Source organism: Demequina litorisediminis, from assembly GCF_030161615.1.
Classification (GTDB): domain Bacteria; phylum Actinomycetota; class Actinomycetes; order Actinomycetales; family Demequinaceae; genus Demequina; species Demequina litorisediminis.
Window position 1 is genome coordinate 2,293,614 of sequence record NZ_BSUN01000001.1, and the last position, 19,509, is coordinate 2,313,122.

Annotated in this window: 22 protein-coding genes and 2 pseudogenes; 10 read left to right on the top strand and 14 right to left on the bottom strand. The window is 70.5% G+C overall.

Translation table 11 applies throughout. The features are described from left to right. The first annotated feature begins 26 nt into the window (after positions 1-26). Positions 27-461 carry a hypothetical protein gene (locus QQK48_RS14095; RefSeq protein ID WP_284328876.1) on the top strand — a complete coding sequence of 145 codons (435 nt, stop codon included), beginning with the start codon at positions 27-29 and terminating at the stop codon, positions 459-461. Continuing rightward, positions 458-943, top strand: coding sequence for an aminoacyl-tRNA deacylase (locus QQK48_RS14100; RefSeq protein ID WP_284328877.1), 486 nt, complete (start codon positions 458-460; stop codon positions 941-943). Before QQK48_RS14095 ends, QQK48_RS14100 begins: the two co-directional genes overlap by 4 nt. Positions 944-1,031: 88 nt before the next feature. Here the strand turns inward: QQK48_RS14100 and QQK48_RS14105 are convergent, their stop codons facing one another. The 8 genes and pseudogenes from QQK48_RS14105 to QQK48_RS14140 all read right to left on the bottom strand — a co-directional run bounded on the left by QQK48_RS14105 (position 1,032) and on the right by QQK48_RS14140 (position 8,467). Then, a complete protein-coding gene (locus tag QQK48_RS14105) occupies positions 1,032-1,751 on the bottom strand; it encodes a Kelch repeat-containing protein (RefSeq protein WP_284328878.1) in 720 nt (239 codons plus the stop codon). A 70-nt stretch (positions 1,752-1,821) separates the two neighbouring features. After that, a pseudogene (locus tag QQK48_RS22080) lies at positions 1,822-2,061 on the bottom strand (hypothetical protein); the annotation flags it as partial. A gap of 1,077 nt (positions 2,062-3,138) precedes the next feature. Then, a complete protein-coding gene (locus QQK48_RS14115) occupies positions 3,139-3,363 on the bottom strand; it encodes a hypothetical protein (protein ID WP_284328880.1) in 225 nt (74 codons plus the stop codon). Beyond that, positions 3,353-3,745: a hypothetical protein gene (locus QQK48_RS14120; protein ID WP_284328881.1), complete on the bottom strand. Its 393-nt coding sequence runs from the start codon at positions 3,743-3,745 to the stop codon at positions 3,353-3,355. Before QQK48_RS14120 ends, QQK48_RS14115 begins: the two co-directional genes overlap by 11 nt. Further along, a complete protein-coding gene (locus tag QQK48_RS14125; RefSeq protein ID WP_284328882.1) occupies positions 3,657-5,672 on the bottom strand; it encodes a BACON domain-containing protein in 2,016 nt (671 codons plus the stop codon). The genes QQK48_RS14120 and QQK48_RS14125 overlap by 89 nt, the downstream gene beginning before the upstream one ends. Continuing rightward, entirely contained in the window at positions 5,608-6,336 is a 729-nt protein-coding gene (locus tag QQK48_RS14130) for a hypothetical protein (protein WP_284328883.1), read from the bottom strand. Before QQK48_RS14130 ends, QQK48_RS14125 begins: the two co-directional genes overlap by 65 nt. A gap of 68 nt (positions 6,337-6,404) precedes the next feature. Next, a complete protein-coding gene (locus QQK48_RS14135; RefSeq protein WP_284328884.1) occupies positions 6,405-7,607 on the bottom strand; it encodes an ASH domain-containing protein in 1,203 nt (400 codons plus the stop codon). 266 nt (positions 7,608-7,873) lie between these two features. Next, positions 7,874-8,467, bottom strand: coding sequence for a dienelactone hydrolase family protein (locus QQK48_RS14140; protein WP_284328885.1), 594 nt, complete (start codon positions 8,465-8,467; stop codon positions 7,874-7,876). A 205-nt stretch (positions 8,468-8,672) separates the two neighbouring features. On the opposite strand from QQK48_RS14140, the gene QQK48_RS14145 reads away from it, so the two are divergent. Next, on the top strand, positions 8,673-9,164 hold the full coding sequence (locus tag QQK48_RS14145) for a hypothetical protein (RefSeq protein WP_284328886.1): 492 nt from the start codon (positions 8,673-8,675) through the stop codon (positions 9,162-9,164). Between the two features lie 255 nt (positions 9,165-9,419). On the opposite strand, the gene QQK48_RS14150 is transcribed toward QQK48_RS14145, so the two are convergent. Continuing rightward, positions 9,420-9,575: a hypothetical protein gene (locus tag QQK48_RS14150; RefSeq protein WP_284328887.1), complete on the bottom strand. Its 156-nt coding sequence runs from the start codon at positions 9,573-9,575 to the stop codon at positions 9,420-9,422. Positions 9,576-9,582: 7 nt separating this feature from the next. Here QQK48_RS14150 and QQK48_RS14155 point away from each other — a divergent pair, with 7 nt between their 5' ends. Next, positions 9,583-10,725: a hypothetical protein gene (locus QQK48_RS14155; RefSeq protein ID WP_284328888.1), complete on the top strand. Its 1,143-nt coding sequence runs from the start codon at positions 9,583-9,585 to the stop codon at positions 10,723-10,725. A gap of 135 nt (positions 10,726-10,860) precedes the next feature. Here QQK48_RS14155 and QQK48_RS14160 read toward each other — a convergent pair whose 3' ends face one another. The 3 genes from QQK48_RS14160 to QQK48_RS14170 are packed head-to-tail and all read right to left on the bottom strand — an operon-like array spanning position 10,861 to position 12,338. After that, positions 10,861-11,247, bottom strand: coding sequence for an anti-sigma factor (locus tag QQK48_RS14160; RefSeq protein ID WP_284328889.1), 387 nt, complete (start codon positions 11,245-11,247; stop codon positions 10,861-10,863). A 39-nt stretch (positions 11,248-11,286) separates the two neighbouring features. Further along, positions 11,287-11,706, bottom strand: coding sequence for a zf-HC2 domain-containing protein (locus QQK48_RS14165; protein ID WP_284328890.1), 420 nt, complete (start codon positions 11,704-11,706; stop codon positions 11,287-11,289). Next, on the bottom strand, positions 11,703-12,338 hold the full coding sequence (locus tag QQK48_RS14170) for a sigma-70 family RNA polymerase sigma factor (RefSeq protein ID WP_284328891.1): 636 nt from the start codon (positions 12,336-12,338) through the stop codon (positions 11,703-11,705). Before QQK48_RS14170 ends, QQK48_RS14165 begins: the two co-directional genes overlap by 4 nt. A gap of 185 nt (positions 12,339-12,523) precedes the next feature. Here QQK48_RS14170 and QQK48_RS14175 point away from each other — a divergent pair, with 185 nt between their 5' ends. The 5 genes and pseudogenes from QQK48_RS14175 (at position 12,524) to QQK48_RS14190 (ending at position 15,472) form a co-directional block, all read left to right on the top strand. Then, a complete protein-coding gene (locus QQK48_RS14175; protein WP_284328892.1) occupies positions 12,524-13,354 on the top strand; it encodes a patatin-like phospholipase family protein in 831 nt (276 codons plus the stop codon). After that, complete coding sequence (locus tag QQK48_RS14180) at positions 13,354-14,427, top strand: 1-acyl-sn-glycerol-3-phosphate acyltransferase (protein WP_284328893.1); 1,074 nt, start codon at positions 13,354-13,356, stop codon at positions 14,425-14,427. Before QQK48_RS14175 ends, QQK48_RS14180 begins: the two co-directional genes overlap by 1 nt. A gap of 56 nt (positions 14,428-14,483) precedes the next feature. Beyond that, the gene (locus tag QQK48_RS14185; RefSeq protein WP_284328894.1) at positions 14,484-14,939 is read left to right on the top strand and encodes a methyltransferase family protein; all 456 of its coding nucleotides are present in this window, start codon (positions 14,484-14,486) and stop codon (positions 14,937-14,939) included. 52 nt (positions 14,940-14,991) lie between these two features. Continuing rightward, positions 14,992-15,156: pseudogene (locus QQK48_RS22085) on the top strand (helix-turn-helix domain-containing protein); the annotation flags it as partial. Between the two features lie 34 nt (positions 15,157-15,190). Next, on the top strand, positions 15,191-15,472 hold the full coding sequence (locus QQK48_RS14190) for a hypothetical protein (RefSeq protein ID WP_284328895.1): 282 nt from the start codon (positions 15,191-15,193) through the stop codon (positions 15,470-15,472). A 131-nt stretch (positions 15,473-15,603) separates the two neighbouring features. Here the strand turns inward: QQK48_RS14190 and QQK48_RS14195 are convergent, their stop codons facing one another. Both QQK48_RS14195 and QQK48_RS14200 read right to left on the bottom strand, forming a co-directional pair. Next, the gene (locus QQK48_RS14195; RefSeq protein WP_284328896.1) at positions 15,604-17,436 is read right to left on the bottom strand and encodes an MFS transporter; all 1,833 of its coding nucleotides are present in this window, start codon (positions 17,434-17,436) and stop codon (positions 15,604-15,606) included. Positions 17,437-17,615: 179 nt separating this feature from the next. Continuing rightward, positions 17,616-17,993: a VOC family protein gene (locus QQK48_RS14200; protein ID WP_284328897.1), complete on the bottom strand. Its 378-nt coding sequence runs from the start codon at positions 17,991-17,993 to the stop codon at positions 17,616-17,618. Between the two features lie 98 nt (positions 17,994-18,091). On the opposite strand from QQK48_RS14200, the gene QQK48_RS14205 reads away from it, so the two are divergent. Next, the gene (locus QQK48_RS14205) at positions 18,092-19,258 is read left to right on the top strand and encodes an SLC13 family permease (protein ID WP_284328898.1); all 1,167 of its coding nucleotides are present in this window, start codon (positions 18,092-18,094) and stop codon (positions 19,256-19,258) included. Positions 19,259-19,509: the final 251 nt, after the last annotated feature.

The window sequence follows — 19,509 nt, forward strand, 5'->3', positions numbered from 1 at the left end:
CGCAGTCCCCACACCTTGGAGGAAACGTGACTGTCCCCGAGTTCTCACTGGGCGCTCTCAGGCCAGGTCGCGTGGGGCGCAACCCCGCGCACACATCGGCCGCTCGCGCCTCGGCTACCGAACCCGCCGCAACCGCGCCGCACCTGTGGCTCGACGACGTCGCCGAAGCCGAGGCGCACGCCGAGCACCCCGCCCCCGCGCACGCTGCCGGTGCCCACGCGACCCCGCTCGAGCACTTCGATACCCGTGCCGGAGTCTCGCTGGCCGCGGTGCTACTTAAGGTGGCAGCCATCGCCGCCATGCTCGCCCTCGTGTACGTCGCCATCACCGACGGCTGGATTGCCTCTGCCACGGCATCGCTGTCGAGTTGGTGGGCGAGTGACATCGCGCCCTACGTCGCAATCGACATCGTCCCTTCGCCCCACGAGGGCGGTGGCTCCTTCACCGCGGGCGTCGGGTGAGCGACACTCCCGCGCTGCGTGCGCTCGCCGACCTGGGCATCGACTACGACGTCACCGAACACGGCCCCGTGCGCTCCCTCCAAGAGGCGGCCGATGCCCGGGGCATCGACCCGTACCAAATCCTCAAGACCCTCGTGGTGCGCCGAGGCGACGACGACTTCCTATTCGTCCTCGTCCCCGGCGATCGCCAGATCGCCTGGCCAAAACTCCGCGAGCACCTCGGCGTGAGCCGCCTGTCCATGCCCGACAAGGACGTGGCGCGCGACGTCACCGGATACGAACGGGGCACCATCACACCGTTCGGGTCGCGCGTCTCGCCCGCCGGAACTCCGTGGCCCGTGATCGCCGACCGCCTCGTCGTCTCGCGGGAGGGCCCGGTGTCGATCGGCGGGGGAGCGCACGGCGTCGCCGCCTCTCTCCATCCCGCCGTCCTCGTTGAGGTGCTCGACGCCACCGTGGCGGACGTCACCGAGCAAGCCTGAGGCCGCGCCGCGCGAGACCCGCACGCGCGGCGCGAGCCCCTCCGCTCACGCCGCGCGCGCTTCCCCTCAGCGGCCCTCGAACACCTGTCTAGGCGGCCGGGTCGTACCAGAATGTGGAGTGCAGGCTCGTGAACGAGTCGCCACCCGTGATGCCTCCACCCATGAGGTGGATGGTGTCGCCGATGGTCGCCGCGGCCGCCCCGTGACGTCCCGTCGGCAGCGGCGCCAGCGTCCGCCACGTCAGCGTCAGCGGATCCCATTCCTCCACCACCGTGTAGCCACCACCACCCGGCGCGCTCTCACCGCCGATGACCTGCACCTTGCCGTGGAGCATGCCCACCGAAGCGTTGCGTCGTGCCGTCGGGAGGGATGAGCCCACCGTCCAGTTACCGGTGGACAGGTTCCAGACCTCGGTGTTCGACATCTGGGCATTTACGGCCGCCCCGCCCCCGCTCGTGGTGCGACCGCCGAACACGAACAGCCTGTTGTTGGTCGCCGCCATCGCGAACGCGTCGCGCGGGGTGTTGAGCGAGTTCATCGTGGCCCACGTGCCGGTGGCCGGGTCGAACCGCTCCACGGCACCCGAGGACACGCCGCTGGCCAGCATGCCGCCCGCGACGTAGAGCAGGCCGCCAAGTTCGGCGACGCCGCCTCCGCCGCGTGCCGTCGGCATGTCGGGTAGCGCCGTCCAGGTATCCGTGGACGGGTCGTACACGGCGGCGTTGTTCACGGCCCCACCCGTGGCGGTCGTCTGGCCGCCGAAGGCGTAGAGCCTTGCCGTCGTAGGCCACCACCATCGGCGCCTCAACCGCCTCGCCGGGCAGCGGGGCGACCTCGGTCCAGGTGCCTGCCTCGGAGTCGTACGCGAGCACCTCGTTGGACGGGCCGGAGTCGTCCTTGCCGCCCACCACGTAGGCGGTGTCGCCGATCGCGGCGCCTCCCGCCTCGAGCTTCGCGCCCGGCAGCGGCTCCGCGCTCTCCCAGCACCCCGGTCCCTGCGGGATGACGGTCGTGACCTGCGAGCCGCCAAACTCGCCCACGAAGAACACGCCATTCGGTCCCTGGGCGATCGGCAGCGGGTCGTCGAACCCGGTGACCAGGTTGTCGGCATGGACCACCGAGCGCCCATCCTCGGAGAGCCTGAACTCGGGTCACCGAGTCGCCCACCGAGTAGTTGGTGATCAGCAGGTCGCCGTCGAGCGCCCCACAGGCCACGTCGCCGTCGTACTCGATGATGCCGTCCGCGGACCGGTTGAGCCCCAGGTCCCAGATGGCAGGCGTGTAGTTGGGCAGCGGATCAACGCCCTGGAACGTCCCGTCCCCGAACACGCACTCATCACGGTAGGGGTTCGGGTGTCCGTAGTAGTTGCCCTCCTCGAGGAGGTACAGGCTGTCGCCCTGCGCCCCGGGGTTGTCCGTTTCGAGGTCCGCGAGGCCCGTGCAGGGCGCCTCGGCAGACGGAGGCACGGTGCCCTCGACTCCCAGCCCGTTGTTGGGGCCGTACAGGTAGCCGTTCGAGTGAACCGTGAAGTCGTACATGTTGCGCAGGCCCGACGAGAACACGGAGACATCGCACGCCTCGGGGATGCCGAACTCGTACAGCGGCGTGGCGCATTCGCCCTGGAAGGTGGGCGACTTCACGTCGGCCACCAGCAGAGCCGCTGACAAGGGCTGCTCGGGCCGGTCGCCGAACTCGCCCGTGGTGCCGTGCGGGGCGCCCGTGCCGGTGTTCGACCCCACCGCGATGTACAGCCGCCCGTCGGTGCCGAAGTGGATGCCGTTGATCGCGTGGTTCGCGTTGGCGCGTGGCAGGCCCGTGATGATGTCCTCTCGCACCGAATGGTTCGGGCCCGAGAGCCGGGTGATGACGGACGAGTTGATCTGCCCGCCGTACACATGCGGCGAACTATGCGAGATCCACAAAATCACGTTGTCCGGAGTGGACTCGGGATCGTAGGTGATGCCGAGCGTCAGGCCCTCGTCCAGGGTCTCGATGACCTCGTCCTCCACCACGTTCCAGTCCTCGTCGAACGTGAGTGCGTGGATGGTGCCCATGAGCCTCCGTCACGTAGAGCCGGTCGTCGGGGCCCCACACCATCGCGGTCGGCATCGAGATGTCGGTGGAGGTTCGGGTGAACTCGAACGACGTGTCACCCTGCTCCGCGGCGAAGTCCGAGACCACGAAGTCGGCGAATTTATACGTCAGCGGCGCCGCCCCGTTGCGGTGGGTGGCCATGATGCCGCCCCACGACCGGGTGCCGATCTCGGGGTCGAGTCCTGCCGCGTCGAAGGCTGAACCACGCCCCGGGCACGATGGTCGACATCAGCAGGTTGGTGGGCCCGTCGGCGATCGAGTAGCGCGCCGAGATGGTGCGCGTGTAGGGATCGGTCAGCAACTCGAGGTAGACGTCATTGCCCACGATGAGCGAACTCGACTGAGTCTGGCCCGCTCCGCGCACCCCGTTCTGCTCCACCAGGAACTCGATGAGCGTCTGGGTGGGCGTCGACTCCACCACGAGCCTTGACGTAGTTGTCCTCGTCGATGCCGAAGTACAGGCCGGCCTGCTCGTAGTTGCCGGTGCCCGCAGGCACATCCTCGATGGTGGTGCCGATGGACGTGATCTGGCTGGGCGCGTCGATGCCGACACCGAGCGCGTTGTCCAGCGAGTTCACGCCGAGCGACTGGATGCCGGCCGTGGTCGTGACATTGAGGTCACCGCCCACCAGGTCGAGCTCGATGTTGTCCGGTAGGTAGCGCTGGCCGTGGGTGGTGGGTTGCACGTACGTGAAGCCCGTGCCCACGCCGTTCTTGTCGGGGATGCCTCCAAAGTTTTCGGAGAAGTCCAGGCCATAGGGCAGGTCCACCAGCAGGCTCGGAGCACTCGAGCGGATAGCACTCGGCAGGCGCCCCCTCCACCTCGAAGCCGACCTCGACGGTGAGGTTCACGTAGCCGGCCGCGGCCACCGTGATGGCGGCGGTGTAGTTGCCGGACAGCAGGCCCTCGGGGTCTGCCGTGGCGGTCAGGGTGCCGCCGGCGCTGGCCGATGCCGGAGTCACCGTCAGCCAGTCGGCCGTGTCAGTGATGCTGAGGACGGGTGTGGCGCCGTCGGAAGCCGTCACCGTAAAGGTAGTCGCCACGGCGCCCTCGCCCTCACCCGCCTCCAGCGCGAGCCTGCGGGGAGAGGCCGCGAGCGTCGGGGCGCTGTTGACGACCTCAAACTCAGCGTGGGCGATCTCCTCGACCCCGTTCGCGATGATGCGTGCCGTGATGGTGTGCGGGCCGTCGGGCAGCGCCGTGGTGTCGAACGGCGCGGCCACGGAGTTGGTGCCGCCGTTGAAGTCGTGCGGCGCCGTGTTTTCGATGTGTGTCGCCGCCCCCGACATGGCGGGGTCGTCGAGGAAGAACTGCACCTGGGTGACGTTCGTGGTGGGCGAGGTGAACGCGAAGAGGTCGCCCGCCACCTGCGCGCCGTCGAGGTCCGTCGGGTTGGCCCTGCTCGCCGTCGCCGAGTGCTGAATCGAGTAGGTGCCGGACAGGTCCACCACGGCAAGCGTGACGGGGACCACGAGGACCGCGCCGCCTCCCTCGATGGTGACGGAGCCGGTGTACGTGCCGGTGGCGAGCCCCTCGGGGTCGAGCGTCACGGTGACGCCGCCCGTGCTGAGCCCGGTGGGCGCGGAGGCCGTCAGCCAGTCCTCGCCGCTGGTGGTGACACTGATGGGTAGCGTGCCCGCCCCGCCTGTGCCGATGACGAGGTTCGAGACCACGGGTGCGTCGTCCGAGGACGCATTCACGGTCAGCGGGTTGGGCGAAGCCGAGAGCACCGCCGCGTCGTTCTCCACCGAGAAGGTGGCCTGCGCCACCTCCGTGCCGGACGCCGTCGTGATCAGCGCCGTCAGCGTGTGGAGGCCATCGGGAAGTGCGGTCGTGTCGAAGGGGTTCGCCGCGGACGTGGTGCCGCCCTCGAGGTCATGGGGCGCGATGAGTTCCGAGTGGTATACGCCGCCGCTCATGTCCGTGTCGTCCACGAAGAAGTCGACGCGGGTGACGCCGGTGGTCGGCGACGTGAAGGCGTAGATATCGCCCACGACGCTCGCGCCGTCCAACGCCGCAGCGGCCCCGCGTCCCGGCGACGTCGAGTACAGCAACGAGTAGGTCGCGCTGGCGGGAGTGACGGTGAGCGCCACGGGAATGGCCAGCGGATCCGAGCCGTCGGTCGTGATCGTCACGCTCGCCGTGTAGGTTCCGGCCGCGAGACCCGCCGGGTCGGCGGTCACCTGCAGCGTGGTCGGGGTGGTGAGGTCCACGGCCGATGCCGTGAGCCAGTCCGCGTCGGGGGACACCTCCACCGCGATGCCTGCGTTGTCGCCCGTGGTCAGGGTGACGTCGACCGTCTTGGTGACCGGGGCATCGGCCGGGCGCAGTGAGTACGACAGTGAGGACGGCGTGGCAACCACGCCGATGACGTCGTTCGCGACCGCGAAGGTCGCCGTGGAGACTTCGGCGCCGCCCGCGGTGAGTGCGATGCGCGCCGTGAGGGTGTGGGTGCCGTCGGCGAGGGTGGTGGTGTCGAAGGGCAGCGCGGCGGTCGCGGTGCCGCCACGGAAGTCGAACGGCGAGTAGTTTTCCGTCTGCAGCGGCGCCCCGGTCATGCCCGGGTCGTCAAGGTAGAACAACACCTGCGAGGCGCCCGCCGCGGGTGTCGTGAAAGCGTAGATGTCTCCCACGACGCTCGCGCCATCGAGCGGCCCGGCGCCCGCGCGGCTCGGCTGGCTCGAGACGTTGATGGAGTAGGTGGACGAGGCCTCGGGCGTCACGACGAGGGTGACCTGCGTGGCGGTGCCGTTGTAGCCATCCTGCTCGAACTGGACCGTGCCCTGGTAGACGCCCGAGGCAAGCCCTGAAGGATCGGCCGTGACCGTGAACTGGGTGCCTACGCCGCCGCCGAGGCTCCGTGGCCGTGAGCCACGCCGCGGTCGAGGTCGCGGTGGCGCTCGCCGTGCTCGCATCGCTCGTGGTGACGGTCGCGATCTGCGAGGCGGGGTCGGCCGAAGCCGCCAGCGTGAACGACATCGCCGACGGCGTCGCGTTGAGGTTCGGGGTGGCGGCGTCGCCCACCGTGAAGGTGGAGGTGACCACGACCTCGTCGCCGTCGACCCCGATGATGCGAGCCGTGACGGTGTGCTCGCCGAGGCCTAGGGCATCGACGTTGTACGGGTCGGCGGCGTTCCATGCGCCACCGCCGAGGTCGAACGGGCCGTAGCCCTCGTTGCGGGTGGGCGTTCCCGTCATCGCGGTGTTGTCCACCCAGAACATCACCCGCGCCACCTCCGTGGTGGGCGTGGTGAACGCGAAGATGTCGCCCATGACCGTGGCACCGTCGAGGGCCACGGGCGCCGCACGGTTCGGGCTGAGGCTGTAGACAATGCTGTACTCCGATGCCGGGGCCAGCAGCGGGGCTACCGCGGGCTCGTCATCCGGCTCGTCGCTGGGCTCAGCAGTAGCGCTGGGTTCGGCGGAGGCGCTGGGCTCGGCCGATGCCTCGCCGAGGCCGTGGCGCTCGGCGCCGATGATGTGGTCGGATCGGGCGCGCTCGTCGGCTCGGGGTCCGTGCTGGGCTCAGGAGAGTCATCGCTGGGCTCGGGTGTCGCGACTGCGGAGCCGGAGGGCTCCGAGGATGGCTCCGGTGAGGCACTCGCGGACGGGGTCGGTTCGGGCTCTTCCTCGACGGCGACACCGACGCCCGAGACGCCGATCACGGTGGTCGCATCGCCTGCGGCAAGCGTCACGGTACCCGAGAACGTGCCCGCCTCGGTGGGGGAGAAGGCGAGGTCGACGCTGACGGTACCGTCGGCGGACAGTGCGCTCGCGGACGGCGTCGCCGTGAAGCCATCGCTGACGTCGGTCACCTCGAGCGCGGCGCCTTCCGTGGCGCCGACCAGGCTCACGTCGACCGAGGCCGTGCCTGTCGAGCCCACGTCGACTTGGCCGAAGCCCAGCGCCGCCGGTGCCGCGGCCAGCGCGTGGGCGTCGAGCGCCAGGACCTCGACGGCGGAGACAGCAACCGATCCGGCGAGGGTGCCGACGGCCACGTCAATCGTCCCGTCCGAGGTGACGGCGGTCGAGGCGAGATAGCCCGCGGCGGGACCTGCTGCGGCCACCACGTCGAGGCCGGAGACAAACGCCTTGCCCTCGGCGGTCGCCTCGATCACGCTGGCTCCCACGGCGGCATCGGCCTCAAGCGAGGCGAGGTAGAGGCGCACCTCGTAGGACCCGGCTGCGGCGGGAATCGACCACGCCATCGGCTCGCTTCCTCCGCCGGAGCGAGCCGTCTGGAAGACCTCGGCGGGCGCGTCGCCCACGGGCGTGACCGCGGTGGCCGCCTCGACCGCGTCGTAGCCGAGCGCGGCACCGTTGGTCCAGGTGGCGCCGTCATCGGCCGCCCAATCCGGACCCGCGTCGGTGGCGGCCACCGTGCCGCCGCCCGCATTGATCCGCACCACCGGAGTGGGAGCCGCGCTGGCGGGCGCCGCGGTGACAAGCACCGACGCCGCGAAACCCAGCACGAGCGCGGCTGCGAGAGTGCGGGCCCGGGGCAGTCCCGCAAACCTGCGCCTGCGCGCCTGAGATGACGTGAAGATGGACCCGCTGCTACCGCTCACGACCTGCCCCCTTGTGCGAGTGTGAGTGCTCCGACGTGGATGTCCTGCAACTCGGTGCGTCACTCGCCTCGGCGGCCTTGCCTGCTGGTGCATGGGTCCGTTCCCTCGAACGGCCGACCCCTCAGCGTTCACGCACTGCGCCCGACGCTACACCGATTCGCCGCGCCGCGCGAGAGATTTGTCACACTAGCCCGCGTGCCGCCAAGGAGGTTCTAGACAGGTATTTTCAGCAGGTGTATGTTTCGCGCCGCGACGTCCCGCGAGCGCTATACGCGGCGCGGCACTGCCTCGCCGGCGTCCACGAGCGCCAGCCAGCCCGTGACGCGCTCCTCAAAGGCATCGGCCGCATCGGCGTCGTAGTCCGGGAGCGAGGGGTCAACGAACATGTGCTCGCGGCCCGCGTAGGTGAAGACCTCCGCGTGCGGGGCCGAGCGTCGGAGCGCCTCGACCTCGTCGCTGGTGCACCAATCGTCGGGATCGGCGACATGGACCTGGACCGGAAGGTGAGCGGGCCACGGTCCCCCCAGGTGCTCCGGGGGAATGGCGCCACCGATGAGGACGCAACCGCGCATGCCGCGCCGATGCTGTGCCAGGACCTGTGCCTGCATCGACCCCAGCGAGAATCCGATGGTGACGTCCGCGTCCGGGTGCTTGCGCGCCGCCCGCATGGCGACATGCGCCACCGCGTCGCGCCCGATGGACTCGGCGTGAGCCACGCCGTCGTCGAGGCTGGTGAACGTCAGGCCCGCGTAGGTGTCCGGTGTGTGGACGGTGTGGCCCTCGGCCCGCAAGCGCTCGGCAAGAGCGCACAGGCCCTCAGTGAGGCCGTGCGCGTGGTGGAAGAGCAGGATCTCCGCCATAGGTTCAGTCTCACCCCGTTTGCCCGCTCGCGCACGTCGGAGGAGTCGCGCCGTCGGGACGCGTGTGGGTGGTCCGGAGTACGTTCAGTTCCCATGGAGGGGATCGAGGACCTGCGTCCCATACACGTGCCGCCTGGGGTGATCGAGTTGCGAGTGCACGGGGTCTCCGGCACGCCGCCAGAGGAGCCTCCTGCGTGACGTTCCCGTGCGCGTCGCGGGCGACGACCACGTGGGGTTCTACCGTTCGCGTCACGCCGCGCTCGAGCACGGGATCGTTGAGGCTTTCAGTTGGGGTGGTTTGACCTCCGGGCGACGCTCCACCGCGCTGTGGCTGTTCCTGGCGCCCTTCGCGCTGGTCAATGTCGCCGGCTGGATGCTGCCGCGCGAGCAGCAGGATGACTCCGGCTATGAGCGTGCGGCGCGTGGTCGGGCCGAGCGCTGGCGCAACGGCGGCGTGCGAGTCGTGACGCTGATGATGACGGGCCTGCTCGCGCTTGCCGGACTCCAAAGCGCCCTCGCCCTCCTCGGACTCCTCGACGCGACCCGCGCCTCCGGACCTCCATTGCTGGCCACGGCCGTCCTGGTGGGGGACTCCTTCCCGTGGCTCTGCACCTCATCACGCGCGCGGGTTCGCACGAGCGCAAGCCCGGTGAGGCTCGCCACTGGGACGATCCATGGGGCCACGCCGAGTACGTGAAGTCCCTGGCAAGCGCACATCTGGGGGCCGCGCTGGGAGCCGTGGCGATGATGGCAGGTGCGCTCGCGGTCGCGACCAGCGCGTCCACGTGGGCCGTCGTCGGCGCCGTCCTGGGGGCGGCCGCCACGGGAATCGCCGCCGTGGTTGCCATCGCCATCAGCATGGACAGGCTCGACGCGGTTCGGCGTCATGGGGACGGCCGCCGCTGCAGGCGGCGCCGTGGCCTGGTTGGTGACGGTGGTGGCCATCGGCACGTCAGGGGGCGCCGAACGACGCATGGCCGATGCCGTGGGCGGCTCGATGACGTACGGCTTCATCGTGCTCGCGGTCCTGGGCGTCGGGGGAGCGCTCGCGATGTGTGGCGCCGAACTCCGTCTTCCCGTGAGGAGCCTCGCGGTGGTTTTCCGCCACCTTCGCGGTGTGGGGCCTGTTCGTCCTGCTGACGGCCTGCGGCGCTCTGCTGTATCTGGTGCTGGGCTGGCGGTCCGGGGTGGGCCTGTGGGAGTTCGCCCGCAGTCCGGAGCCGGCGGCGCTGTTCGCCTGGGCGCGCGCCGTGGCGGTGCTGTTGGCCGTCGCGCTGCTGTACGTCGTCGCCCGGTTCGTGTGGGCTCAACGCCCCCTTGCGGCCCGCGCCCCCGACCACGCCAGCGCGGGATTCGACTTGAGGCGCGCCATCGACGAGGCGCCGAGCGTGCTGCGCCAGGCCGCGGCGGGGCTGGCCGTGGGCGCCCTCGTCACCCTCGTCGCGTGGTGGGTCGACACGGGGGCCGACTCGCGCGTCGCGCCCACCTGGTCGGACCCGGCGGCGGGCTGGGGACTGCTCGGGTGGGTCGCGCTTGCGGCCGTGCTCGTCGCGGTGGCGTGGCACGTGGCATGGACGTGGATCAAGGCGGCGGTCGTGGTTGCCGCGGGGCTGGGGCTCGTGGGTCTGCACGAGCCTACTCGATGCGGCGGGCGTGCTGCCGGGGGACACCATCGTGCCCGCCGCCGGCGCCTCTGGCCTCGTCGCGGTCGCGGGCACCTTGTTCACCGACGTCGCGGTCATCACGGCATTGCTGGTGCCCTGGGCGGCCGCGGCGTGGTTCGTGCTGCGTGCCTCAGACTCGCGCCGCGCCCGCCGCTCCGTGGGGGTGCTGTGGGACCTCACCAACTACTGGCCCCGCATGTATCACCCGTGGGCTCCTCCCGCCTACAACGAGCGCGCCGTGCCTGCACTCGAACGGCGCGTGCGGACCCTGCTGCGAGACCCGGCGTCGCCCATCGTGATCGTGTCCGCCCACTCCCAGGGAGCGGTGATCGCGTTCGCGGTCATGAACCGGCTGCTGGCCGACCCCGACCTCCCGCACGAGCGTCTGAGGTTCCTCACCTATGGGCAGGCTCCTCGACCGCCACTACCGGGTGCTCTTCCCCCACATGTTCAACGCCGACCAGCACGCGCGCGTCAGCCGTGGACTACCGCGCCGATGGATCTCGCTGTACCGAGAGACCGACCCCCTGGGTTACCCCGTGCGGGCTCTCGGCGAGTTTTCGCGTCGCGCAAGCCACCTCATGCCGGACCTAGCAGTCACCGCCTACGGGCACTCGTCGTACCCGTACAGCCCGCAGTTTCAGGCTCGCCATCGACTACCTCGGCAGGCCTGGCCCGCACCCGTTGCCGGGCGAGGAGGCGCCGTTCATCGAGCCTCCCGCCTGACCGCTAGGCCTGCGCCGGCATCTCGGAGACGGAGAACGGATCCGTGGTGGGTGCCTCCGAGCCGCCAGACGGCTCCACCGTGAGCGCCACGGCGGCAAGGGCGTCGATGTCGCCCTCGGCCACGGCAACGTACGTCCCGTCGTCATGCGGAACAAACGTCGGCCCCGGTAGCACGCTGCCATCGGCCATTACGAGCCACACCTGGTACTCCGTGCCGTCGTCGGGCAATGGCGCCGCGCTTCCCAGGAGCGCCACCGAGCCCTGCTCGGCACTGACCATCACCTTGCCGCTGCCAAGGCTCGACGACCATGGATTCCATGTCCGCAGCGGCGGCGACCTCGAGTGCCTCGCGCTCGAGAGCGACAGTGGCAGAGCGGTCCGCGCGGGCATCGGCGATCATGACGCCACCCACCACCAGCACAGTGACCGTCACCGCGGCGACGGGTGCGGCGATCCACCACCGTCGCGATGCGCCGGAGCGTGATGGGCGCGAGGAGCGGGATCCCCGCGCGAAACGGGTGTCGCGCACGTCGCTGGCAGCCGCGGTGCCCGCGGGCGCTGCAGCGGACGTAGGCGACGGCGCGCTCTGCGTGGCAGGCGCGGCCGGGGAGTAAGGAGCGGAGGCACCTGCGCCGTGCGCTCAATCTGAGCCATCACGGACGAACGGAGTGACGTGGGCGGCATGACCTCGTGGGATGCCGCGAGTTCCTCGACCGCAAGCGCGAGCGATGCGACCTCGTCGCGGCACTCCGCGCAGTCGGCAAGATGCGCCTCAAACGCGTCGCGGTCCGCAGGGTCGAGCGCGTCGATCGCGTACGACGCGGCCAGCGTGTGCAGATTCTCGTTCATCGCTCTCCTCCCCATCCATCTCGCAGTTTGATCAGGGCGTCTCTGATTCTTGCCTTCGCGGTGCCCAACGGTATCCCTAACGCCTGCGCCGCCTCGCGGTGCGTGAACCCCTTGTAGAAACACAGATCGAGCGCCTCGCGCTGTCGTTCAGTGAGCGTCGCCAGGCCGGCCCTCACGCGGGCCGCCTGCCACTCACCGTGCATCTCCTCGATCACGTCCTCTGGTCCCTCATGGTCGACCTCTGCCGGCGCACCATGCGCCTGCAGCCGGGTCGAGTGGGCCTGCTCGGAGCGGACGCGGTCCACGGCCCGGCGGTGCGCGATGGTGAGGATCCATGCCCGCGCAGTTCCCGCCGAGCGGTCGTATCTCGCGGCACGTCGCCACACCTCGACCAACGCCTCCTGGGCGACGTCCTCGGCCATGTCACGATCGCGCACAATCCTGAGCGCGAGCCCGAACACCGCTCCCGCCACCAGGTCGTAGAGCTCCTCGTAGGCGGCGGTGTCGCCCAGGGCTGTGCGTTCCAGCAGCGCGCTCATCGCCGCCGCATCGCCGGTGGCCGCCGGGGCGGCGGCCGGGGCCGGCACAGCGCGGAGGTGTCGCTCCATGCCGTCCTCCTCGTCCCTCGTCATGCGGCTCCATTCCGTCGTCCCTGGTGGGCACGTCGAGGCCCATCTTTCATCATCGGTCTCCGACGCCGGGGAGGCGATCCGTGGCCGTGCCGGAATCACTCACTGTTCGGAACCCACCGGCCTATGGATGGGTCAGCGATCGGGATGGCCCCTGTCCGGAAGGGTGCCACCACTAGCCTGGATGCATGACGGTCGGTTTCGTACTGGGCGGCGGCGGAGTGCGTGGCGCCGTCGAGGTCGGCATGTTGCGTGCCCTGTTCGACGCGGGAGTGGCGCCGGACCTCATCGTCGGCACCAGCATCGGCGCCCTGAACGGTGCGGCCGTGGCTCACGACCCCACGCCGGGCGTCATCGAAACTCTGGAGAAGGCGTGGAACGCGCCCACGGCATCGGCCATCTATGGCGAATGGTGGCCGCGCCGGCTCCGACGCCTCGCCAAGTCCCGCACCCACCTGTCAAACCCGGCACCCTTGCGGGACATGATCGTGGACCTGGTGGGCCAGGACGCCACCTTCGAGGACCTCGCCGTGCCGCTGGCGGTGTGCGCGGCCTCCATCGAGCGTGCCGCGGAGACCTGGTTCGATGCGGGTCCGGTGGTCGATGCCGTCCTCGCCTCGGCCTCGGTGCCGGCCGCCCTGCCTCCCACCGTCATCGGCGGCGAGCACTACATCGACGGCGGCGTGGTGAACTCGATTCCGCTTGGCGAGGCGATCAGGCGCGGAGCCGACGAGGTCTTCGTCCTCCAGGTGGGGCGCATTGAGGAGCCGTTGCGCGCGCCGCAGAAGCCCTCCGATGTGGCCAAGGTGGCCTTCGAGATTTCTCGGCGTCACCGCTTTGCGCGCGACCTTGCCGATGTTCCCGATGGCGTGCGCGTCCACGTCCTGCCGTATGGGGGAGCCCAGGACGGTGACGAAAAACTCGGCTCTTTCCGCCGCCTCGACACCGTCAGCGCACGCATGGAGGCCGCGCACGCGGCCACCGCCGCCTACCTTGCCGAGGCGGGGGTCGGCGCCTGATGTCGCGCTACTGGAGGCTGCCGCCGGTGTGGGTGCGCCGATGCGTGCTCGCGCCTCTCGTGGTCGCGTTGGCTTTCGTGTGGCTGCCGATGACCGCGTGGCTTGTGGTGGTGGTCGCTGGGGTGGTGGCGTGGGCTCTGCCAGGGCGCGTGCGTATCCTGCGCGTCGTCTTCATGGCTGGCCTGTACCTCTTGTGGGACGCCGTCGCGCTCGTGTGGATGCTGGGCCTGTGGGTCATCTCCGGGTTCGGCTGGAAGGTGCGCGAGCCGTGGTTCCAGCGCCAGCACTACGCCCTCGCGGGGACCATGCTGCGCTCGCTGTTTCAGGCCGCGCGCTGGACGCTGCGCCTGGAGATCGACACGCGCGAATGGGACATCGACGCCGTGGCGGAGGGACGTCCGCTCATCGTGGTGTCGCGCCACGCGGGTCCGGGCGACTCTTTCATCATCGTCGAGTCGCTCATCAATCGGTTTAGGCGCGAGCCCGCCATCGTCCTGAAGGACACCCTCCAGTGGGATCCCGCCGTCGATGTCCTGCTGAACCGTGTCCCCACGCGCTTTGTGGCGCCGCGCCGCTCGCGCAAGGCTGGCGCACCCGGCGGTGCGCTGTCCATCGCCACCATGGCGAGTGAGTTGCAGCCTGAGGACGCCTTGCTCATCTTCCCTGAGGGCGCCAACGCGACGCCGGGACGGCGCGCGAAGCGCATCGCCCGCCTACGCACGGCTGGACGGGCTGCGCTCGCCGACAGGGCGGAGGCGATGCCACACGTCATGCCGCCCCACCCTGGAGGCGTGCTCGCCGCCATCGAGGCGTGCCCCGAGGCTGCCGTCATGGTGGTGGCGCACACCGGACTCGAGCGACTGTCGACCGTGCGAGATGTGTGGCGCGAACTGCCGGTCGACAAGCGCATCAGGCTGCAGGGATGGACCGCGATGCCGGATGAGATTCCCGCTGGCCGCGCCGAGCGCGAAGCGTGGCTCTATGACTGGTGGGAGACAGTGGACGCGTGGATTGACACACACCAACCCGAGGCCTCGGGCCTAGGGCGTAGCGGCGGACGGATACGTCGATGATGGCGGAACCCGCGCCGCGTCGATGGCGTGCCCTCTTGCGTGATGGCCGCTGGGGCATGGTCGCCCTCCAGGGATTTCTGTTCCTTGCCGTGGCGATCACCGCCATCCTGCCCGCTCCCGGCGGCACCTGGCCTACGTCGCTGGCGATCTCACTCGCGCTCGTGCTGGTGGGCGCAGCGGGTGTGCTGTGGACCGGTAGGTCGCTCGGCGGCTCGCTCACGCCCTCGCCCGTGCCCAACGGCGAGGGGATGGTGGCCGCCGGGCTTTACCGGTGGATGCGGCATCCGATGTACACCGCGCTCGACCTCATCTGTCTTGGCGTCGCGGTCGGCTCAGGAAAGTGGACGTGCTACGTGGCGGTCGCGGCACTGTGCGCCTTCTTCGAGGTGAAGACGCGGGCCGAGGAGGGCTACCTTCGCGAGGCGTACCCCGGCTATGCGCAGTACGCGGCGCGCACGGGCAAGTTCCTGCCCGGGATCGGCCGCGCGCGGGCCTCGACGCGCCTCCGCTGAGCCATGTCCGAGATGCCCCTCGACGGGGCGTTTGCCCCGGTAGAGTGACGCCATGGGAACCGACCGCGCGCGTCTGCTACTCCACCCCGTGCGCATGCGAGTGGTCATCGCGCTCAGCGCAGATGCCCTCACCACGCGTGATCTCCAGCGCATGATGCCGGAGGTGCCGCAGGCGTCTCTGTACCGCGCGATCGCGCAACTCAAGGACGCGGGCGTCATCGAGATCGTCACCAGAGCGACGTGGTGGCGCCATGGAGCGCACGTATCGCACCGTCGCTCAGGCGGCCATGATGACCAACGAGGAGTTCACCTCGGGCACGCCCGAAGAGTTCCTCGCCACCTTGCAGGCCTTCGCGGACCACCTGGTCGCCACGTCGTCCCGCTTCGTCGGTTCCCGCGAAGACGGCTCGTGGCGGGACGAGTTCCTGTCGGTACGCAACGGCGGCACGTGGTTGACCGCCGCGGAGTGCGACGAGCCTCGGCGAGGACCTCGCGGCCCTGTACGCCAAGTACGAGGACAAGCCGCGGCGTGACGGTACGCAGCCGTACTCGCTCAACGTCGCCATGATTCCCGATGCCCCGGTGGCGCGCGACGGCCAGGAGACCGAGGGAGCGCGCGAGTCGAGGTAGCGCGCGTCGCGAGCGAGCGCGCTGCTGACGCCCGCTAGCGAATGTGGAGCGACCGCTCGAGCGCGATCTCGCGCGGCACGGGCTCGCGCATGCGCCGCTGCGCCTCGATCCGGTACAGGACCGCCTCCTCGCGGTCGGCCCGCGCAAACTCGCGGCGCTGGACGCGCCACTCGCGGCGACGGTGCTGCACCTCCACGAGGTTGCGTCGCGCCATCCTGACCTGCCGCGGCACGGCGAGCATCGCGAGCGTGTGACGGTCCACCGTGGCGATGACCACGCCCGCCACGGCGGTGAGGGCCAGCGACACCCAGGGAAGCACCGCGGTGGAGAATGTTCCCGCGACGGCCGCGCCCAGAACCGGTCCCAGCGCGGAGCCCGCGTTAGCGGTCGAGGTGTAGACGCCGCCCGCAATCTCGGTACGCCATGGCGCGTGCCGCATCGCCCAGTTGAGCAGGGCGGCCACCAGCACCGCCCACCCGACGGACAGGCAGATCTGGCCAGCGATCGCTGACCACTGCGTGCCAATGGTGAACGCGACCCAGCCCAGGCCCACGATCGCGCCACCCACGGCGACGGTCCGCACCGCGTGGCGGCCGAGCACATTGCCGATCGCGAAGGTGGCGGCCACCGCGAGGGAGCCGCCCAGCGCGAAGAGCACGGGCACCATCGCCATGGAGACTCCAGAGACCTCGGTGTAGAACGGCACCACGTAGGTCCAGGTGGTGGACATCGCCACGGACACCAGGAAGGCGACCACGAGCACGCGGGCAAACGCCTTGCGGTCGGGAAGGTCACCCCTGACCGTTGCCGTCGCCGAGCCTCCGCGTGACGCGGGGAGTGCCACCGCCATGGCAATGGTGAGGCCCACTCCGAGCGCGGCGAGGGCGTAGAAGGGCACCTGCCAGCCCAGTTGAGTCCCGAGCGTGGTCACGACGGGCGTTCCTGCGACTCCCGCGGCCGCCGAGCCCATCATGATGCCCGTCACGGACCTGGCGCGCAGGTGCGGCGCGAAGAGACTGGCCGCCATGGGTGCCACCATCGCCCAGAACAGGGCGTGCGCGCCGGCGGTGATGACACGGCCCACCGCCAGCATCTCGATGCTTCCAGCGGTGGCGGCGACCGTCACGCCCGCGGTCCACACGCCGAGCGCGGTGGTCAGCGCCACCTTGCGGCTCATGCGCTTGGTGGCGAGGGTCAGCGGCACGGCCGTGATGACGACGGTGAGGGCAAACGCGGTGGCGAGCAGGCCCACGGCCTCGACGGAAACCGACAGTCCCGAGGCGATGGCGGAGGTGAGCGCCACGATGGCGCCCTCGTTGACTCCCGCGGCGAAGGCAGCGACGGCGAGGACCGTCAGCGCCACCTTGGCGCGCCGCGGGGTCAGCGTGAGCGCTGCCTCGTCGCGGGTGCCCGGCACGGGCTCGTCGAGGACGACCGCCTCGGTGGTTCCACCGACGATCGGCACGGTCACCGTGGTGGGCTCGGCCTCGTACTGCGGCACGGGGTCGAGCACGGGCAGCGGCTGTGTCGCCGTCGCGGTCGTCGCCTCGGCGGTGTCAGCGGCGGCCGGCGCGGTCTCGTCCGCGGCCGCCTCGGCGTCGAGGATCTCGCTGACGGCAAGAGCATCGGCCTGGGTGAAAGCCGTGGGTGCGAAAAGCGATGCCGTGTCGCCCCCGGGCTCGTCCTGAAGGCCGTCGTCGTCCACCGCAGATCCGCCAGCAGGCGTCTCGTCGCGCCCCGAGTCCGCGGAAGGTTCCTCAGCGAGCGCCTGCGCCAGATCCACGATCGACATCTCGAGGGTGTCGGTCATGGAGTGTCCCGTCAGGGGCGAGGTGCGCTCCTGATCGGGGTACGGCGGGGTGCTCACGGGGACCTCCTTCGGGGACAGCGGTAGGGCACGCAAGGAAACCGCGGCTCAAAGAGCCACGGTTCCGGGGATGGTGGGTGGTGGAGGACAGCGGATGTCCACTGCCAGGTTAACTCTCGCGCGGGCGCGCGAGTTCCTGCCCCAAGGGTGAAGTGATGGACTCCACTCGCGGGCCCCCGTCACTGCGCGGCGATGATGCCGATCCAGTTGCCCGCAGGGTCCTTGAACCAGGCCGTATCAGGCATCTCGGGTGCACGGGCGATGCCGTCGTCATCGGTCCAGCCGAGCCGTTCGAGCGCGACGCCTGCCCGGCCAAGTGTCTGCGCGATGGCGGTCACGTCGGCGACCTCAAACATGAGTACGGTATGGGTCGCCGGGGCGTGGTCATTCTTCTCGTAGATCAGGGTGCGTCCGCCGCCGGGAAGGTGAAGCGTCAGCATGGGACCCATCGAGTCGAACGCCTCGACCTCGAGCCCCAGGACGTCGCGGTAGAACTCCGTGGCAGCCGCCACCGAGTCCGTCGAGAAGGTGCTGAACGCGCTGCTGTCGCCGAGCATGGCGAGGTCCTTTCGTCGCGGGAAGTCCGTCCCGGCCAGTGTGCTCCTCGTGCGCCGTCTCCGCATGGCGCGCGCCGCGGGCCGCCGCCCGTGCCACCATGTGCGCTGTGATTCTCCGCCTTGGCGTCGCGCTCAGTGTCGCGACGGTCCTTGCCCGCGCTGGCGGCGTCCTCACGGCCGATGCGGTGGCGGCGACCGTGGAGCGCACCGCCCCCGTGCTGGGCTTCGCGGCGGCCATCACCGTCGTGGCGGACGTCGCCGCCCGTGCAGGGGTCTTCGAGTCCGCCGCGCACGCGGTGACGCGTGCAGCGCGGGGCAGTAGGAGGCGGCTGCTTGCGCTCGTCATCGCTGTCGCGGTCCTGTGCACCGCCTTCTTGTCGCTCGACACCACGGCGGTGCTCCTCACCCCCGTGGTCGTGGTGATGGCACGGCGGACCGCGTCCCCGGTGCTGCCGTTCGCGCTCGCCACGGTGTGGCTCGCGAACACCGCATCGCTCACGCTTCCGGTCGCGAACCTCACGAACCTGCTGGCGGCGCATCGGCTGGGCGACCCCAGCCCCGTCACGTGGCTCACCACCATTGCCCCCGCGGGCCTCGCGACCATCGCCGTCACCGTGGTCGCCCTCGCATGGGTCTCCCGTGGGTCGCTGCAGGGGAGTTTCGCGCAGCCGCCTCTTGCCCCGCCCGCCGATCCGGTCCTGTGGCGCGCGAGCGTCGCGGTCCTCGCCGTCGCGCTGCCCGCGCTGCTGCTTCCCGTCGAGCCATGGGTGCCCTCGACGCTCGCGGCGATCGCGCTCAGTGCGCTGGCGTGGGCGCGCCGCAACCACGGCGCGCCGTACCGGGCCTGGTGGCGAGACGTGCCGTGGGCAGTGCTGCTGTTCGCCGCCGGGCTCTTCGGGACGGCCGCGGCCCTCCTCGCCGCGCTCGCCGACCACCTCAGCGTGCCGGATCTCGGCGGGGGAGCGGGCGCCGTGTTCGCCACCGCGGGCGCGGGTCTGGTGGGCGCCAATCTCATCGACAACCTGCCCGCCTACCTGCTGCTGGAGCCGCTCGGGCAGACCCCTTCGCTGCTCGCCGCGCTGCTGGTCGGCGTCAACGCGGGCCCCCTCATCACCCCGTGGGCGTCGCTCGCCACGCTGCTGTGGCACCGGCAGTTGGTCGCCGCAGGCGTCGAGGTCCCTTGGCGCCGCTACGCCCTCTACGGAGCGGTGCTCGCTCCACTCGCCGTCCTCGCAGGCGCCGCCGTGGTGGCGCTGATGGCCTGACCCGGCCGTGGCATCGGCCGTCTGTCGTACACTGGGCGTACCAGCGTCGACCCGGTTATCACCGGTGAGCCTTGCGGAAGAACGGGCCTCGGCCTCAGTAGAACCGCACGGGCAGCCCGTCATAGCGGCGTTTCCGTGGAAGCGGAGGCATGAGCGGCACCCTCGGGTGCAAGCGGGGTGGTACCGCGCTAGGTGCGTGCGAGAGGCACGCGCGAGGCGTCCTCGCACGGCAGCAACGACCACCCAGTGAA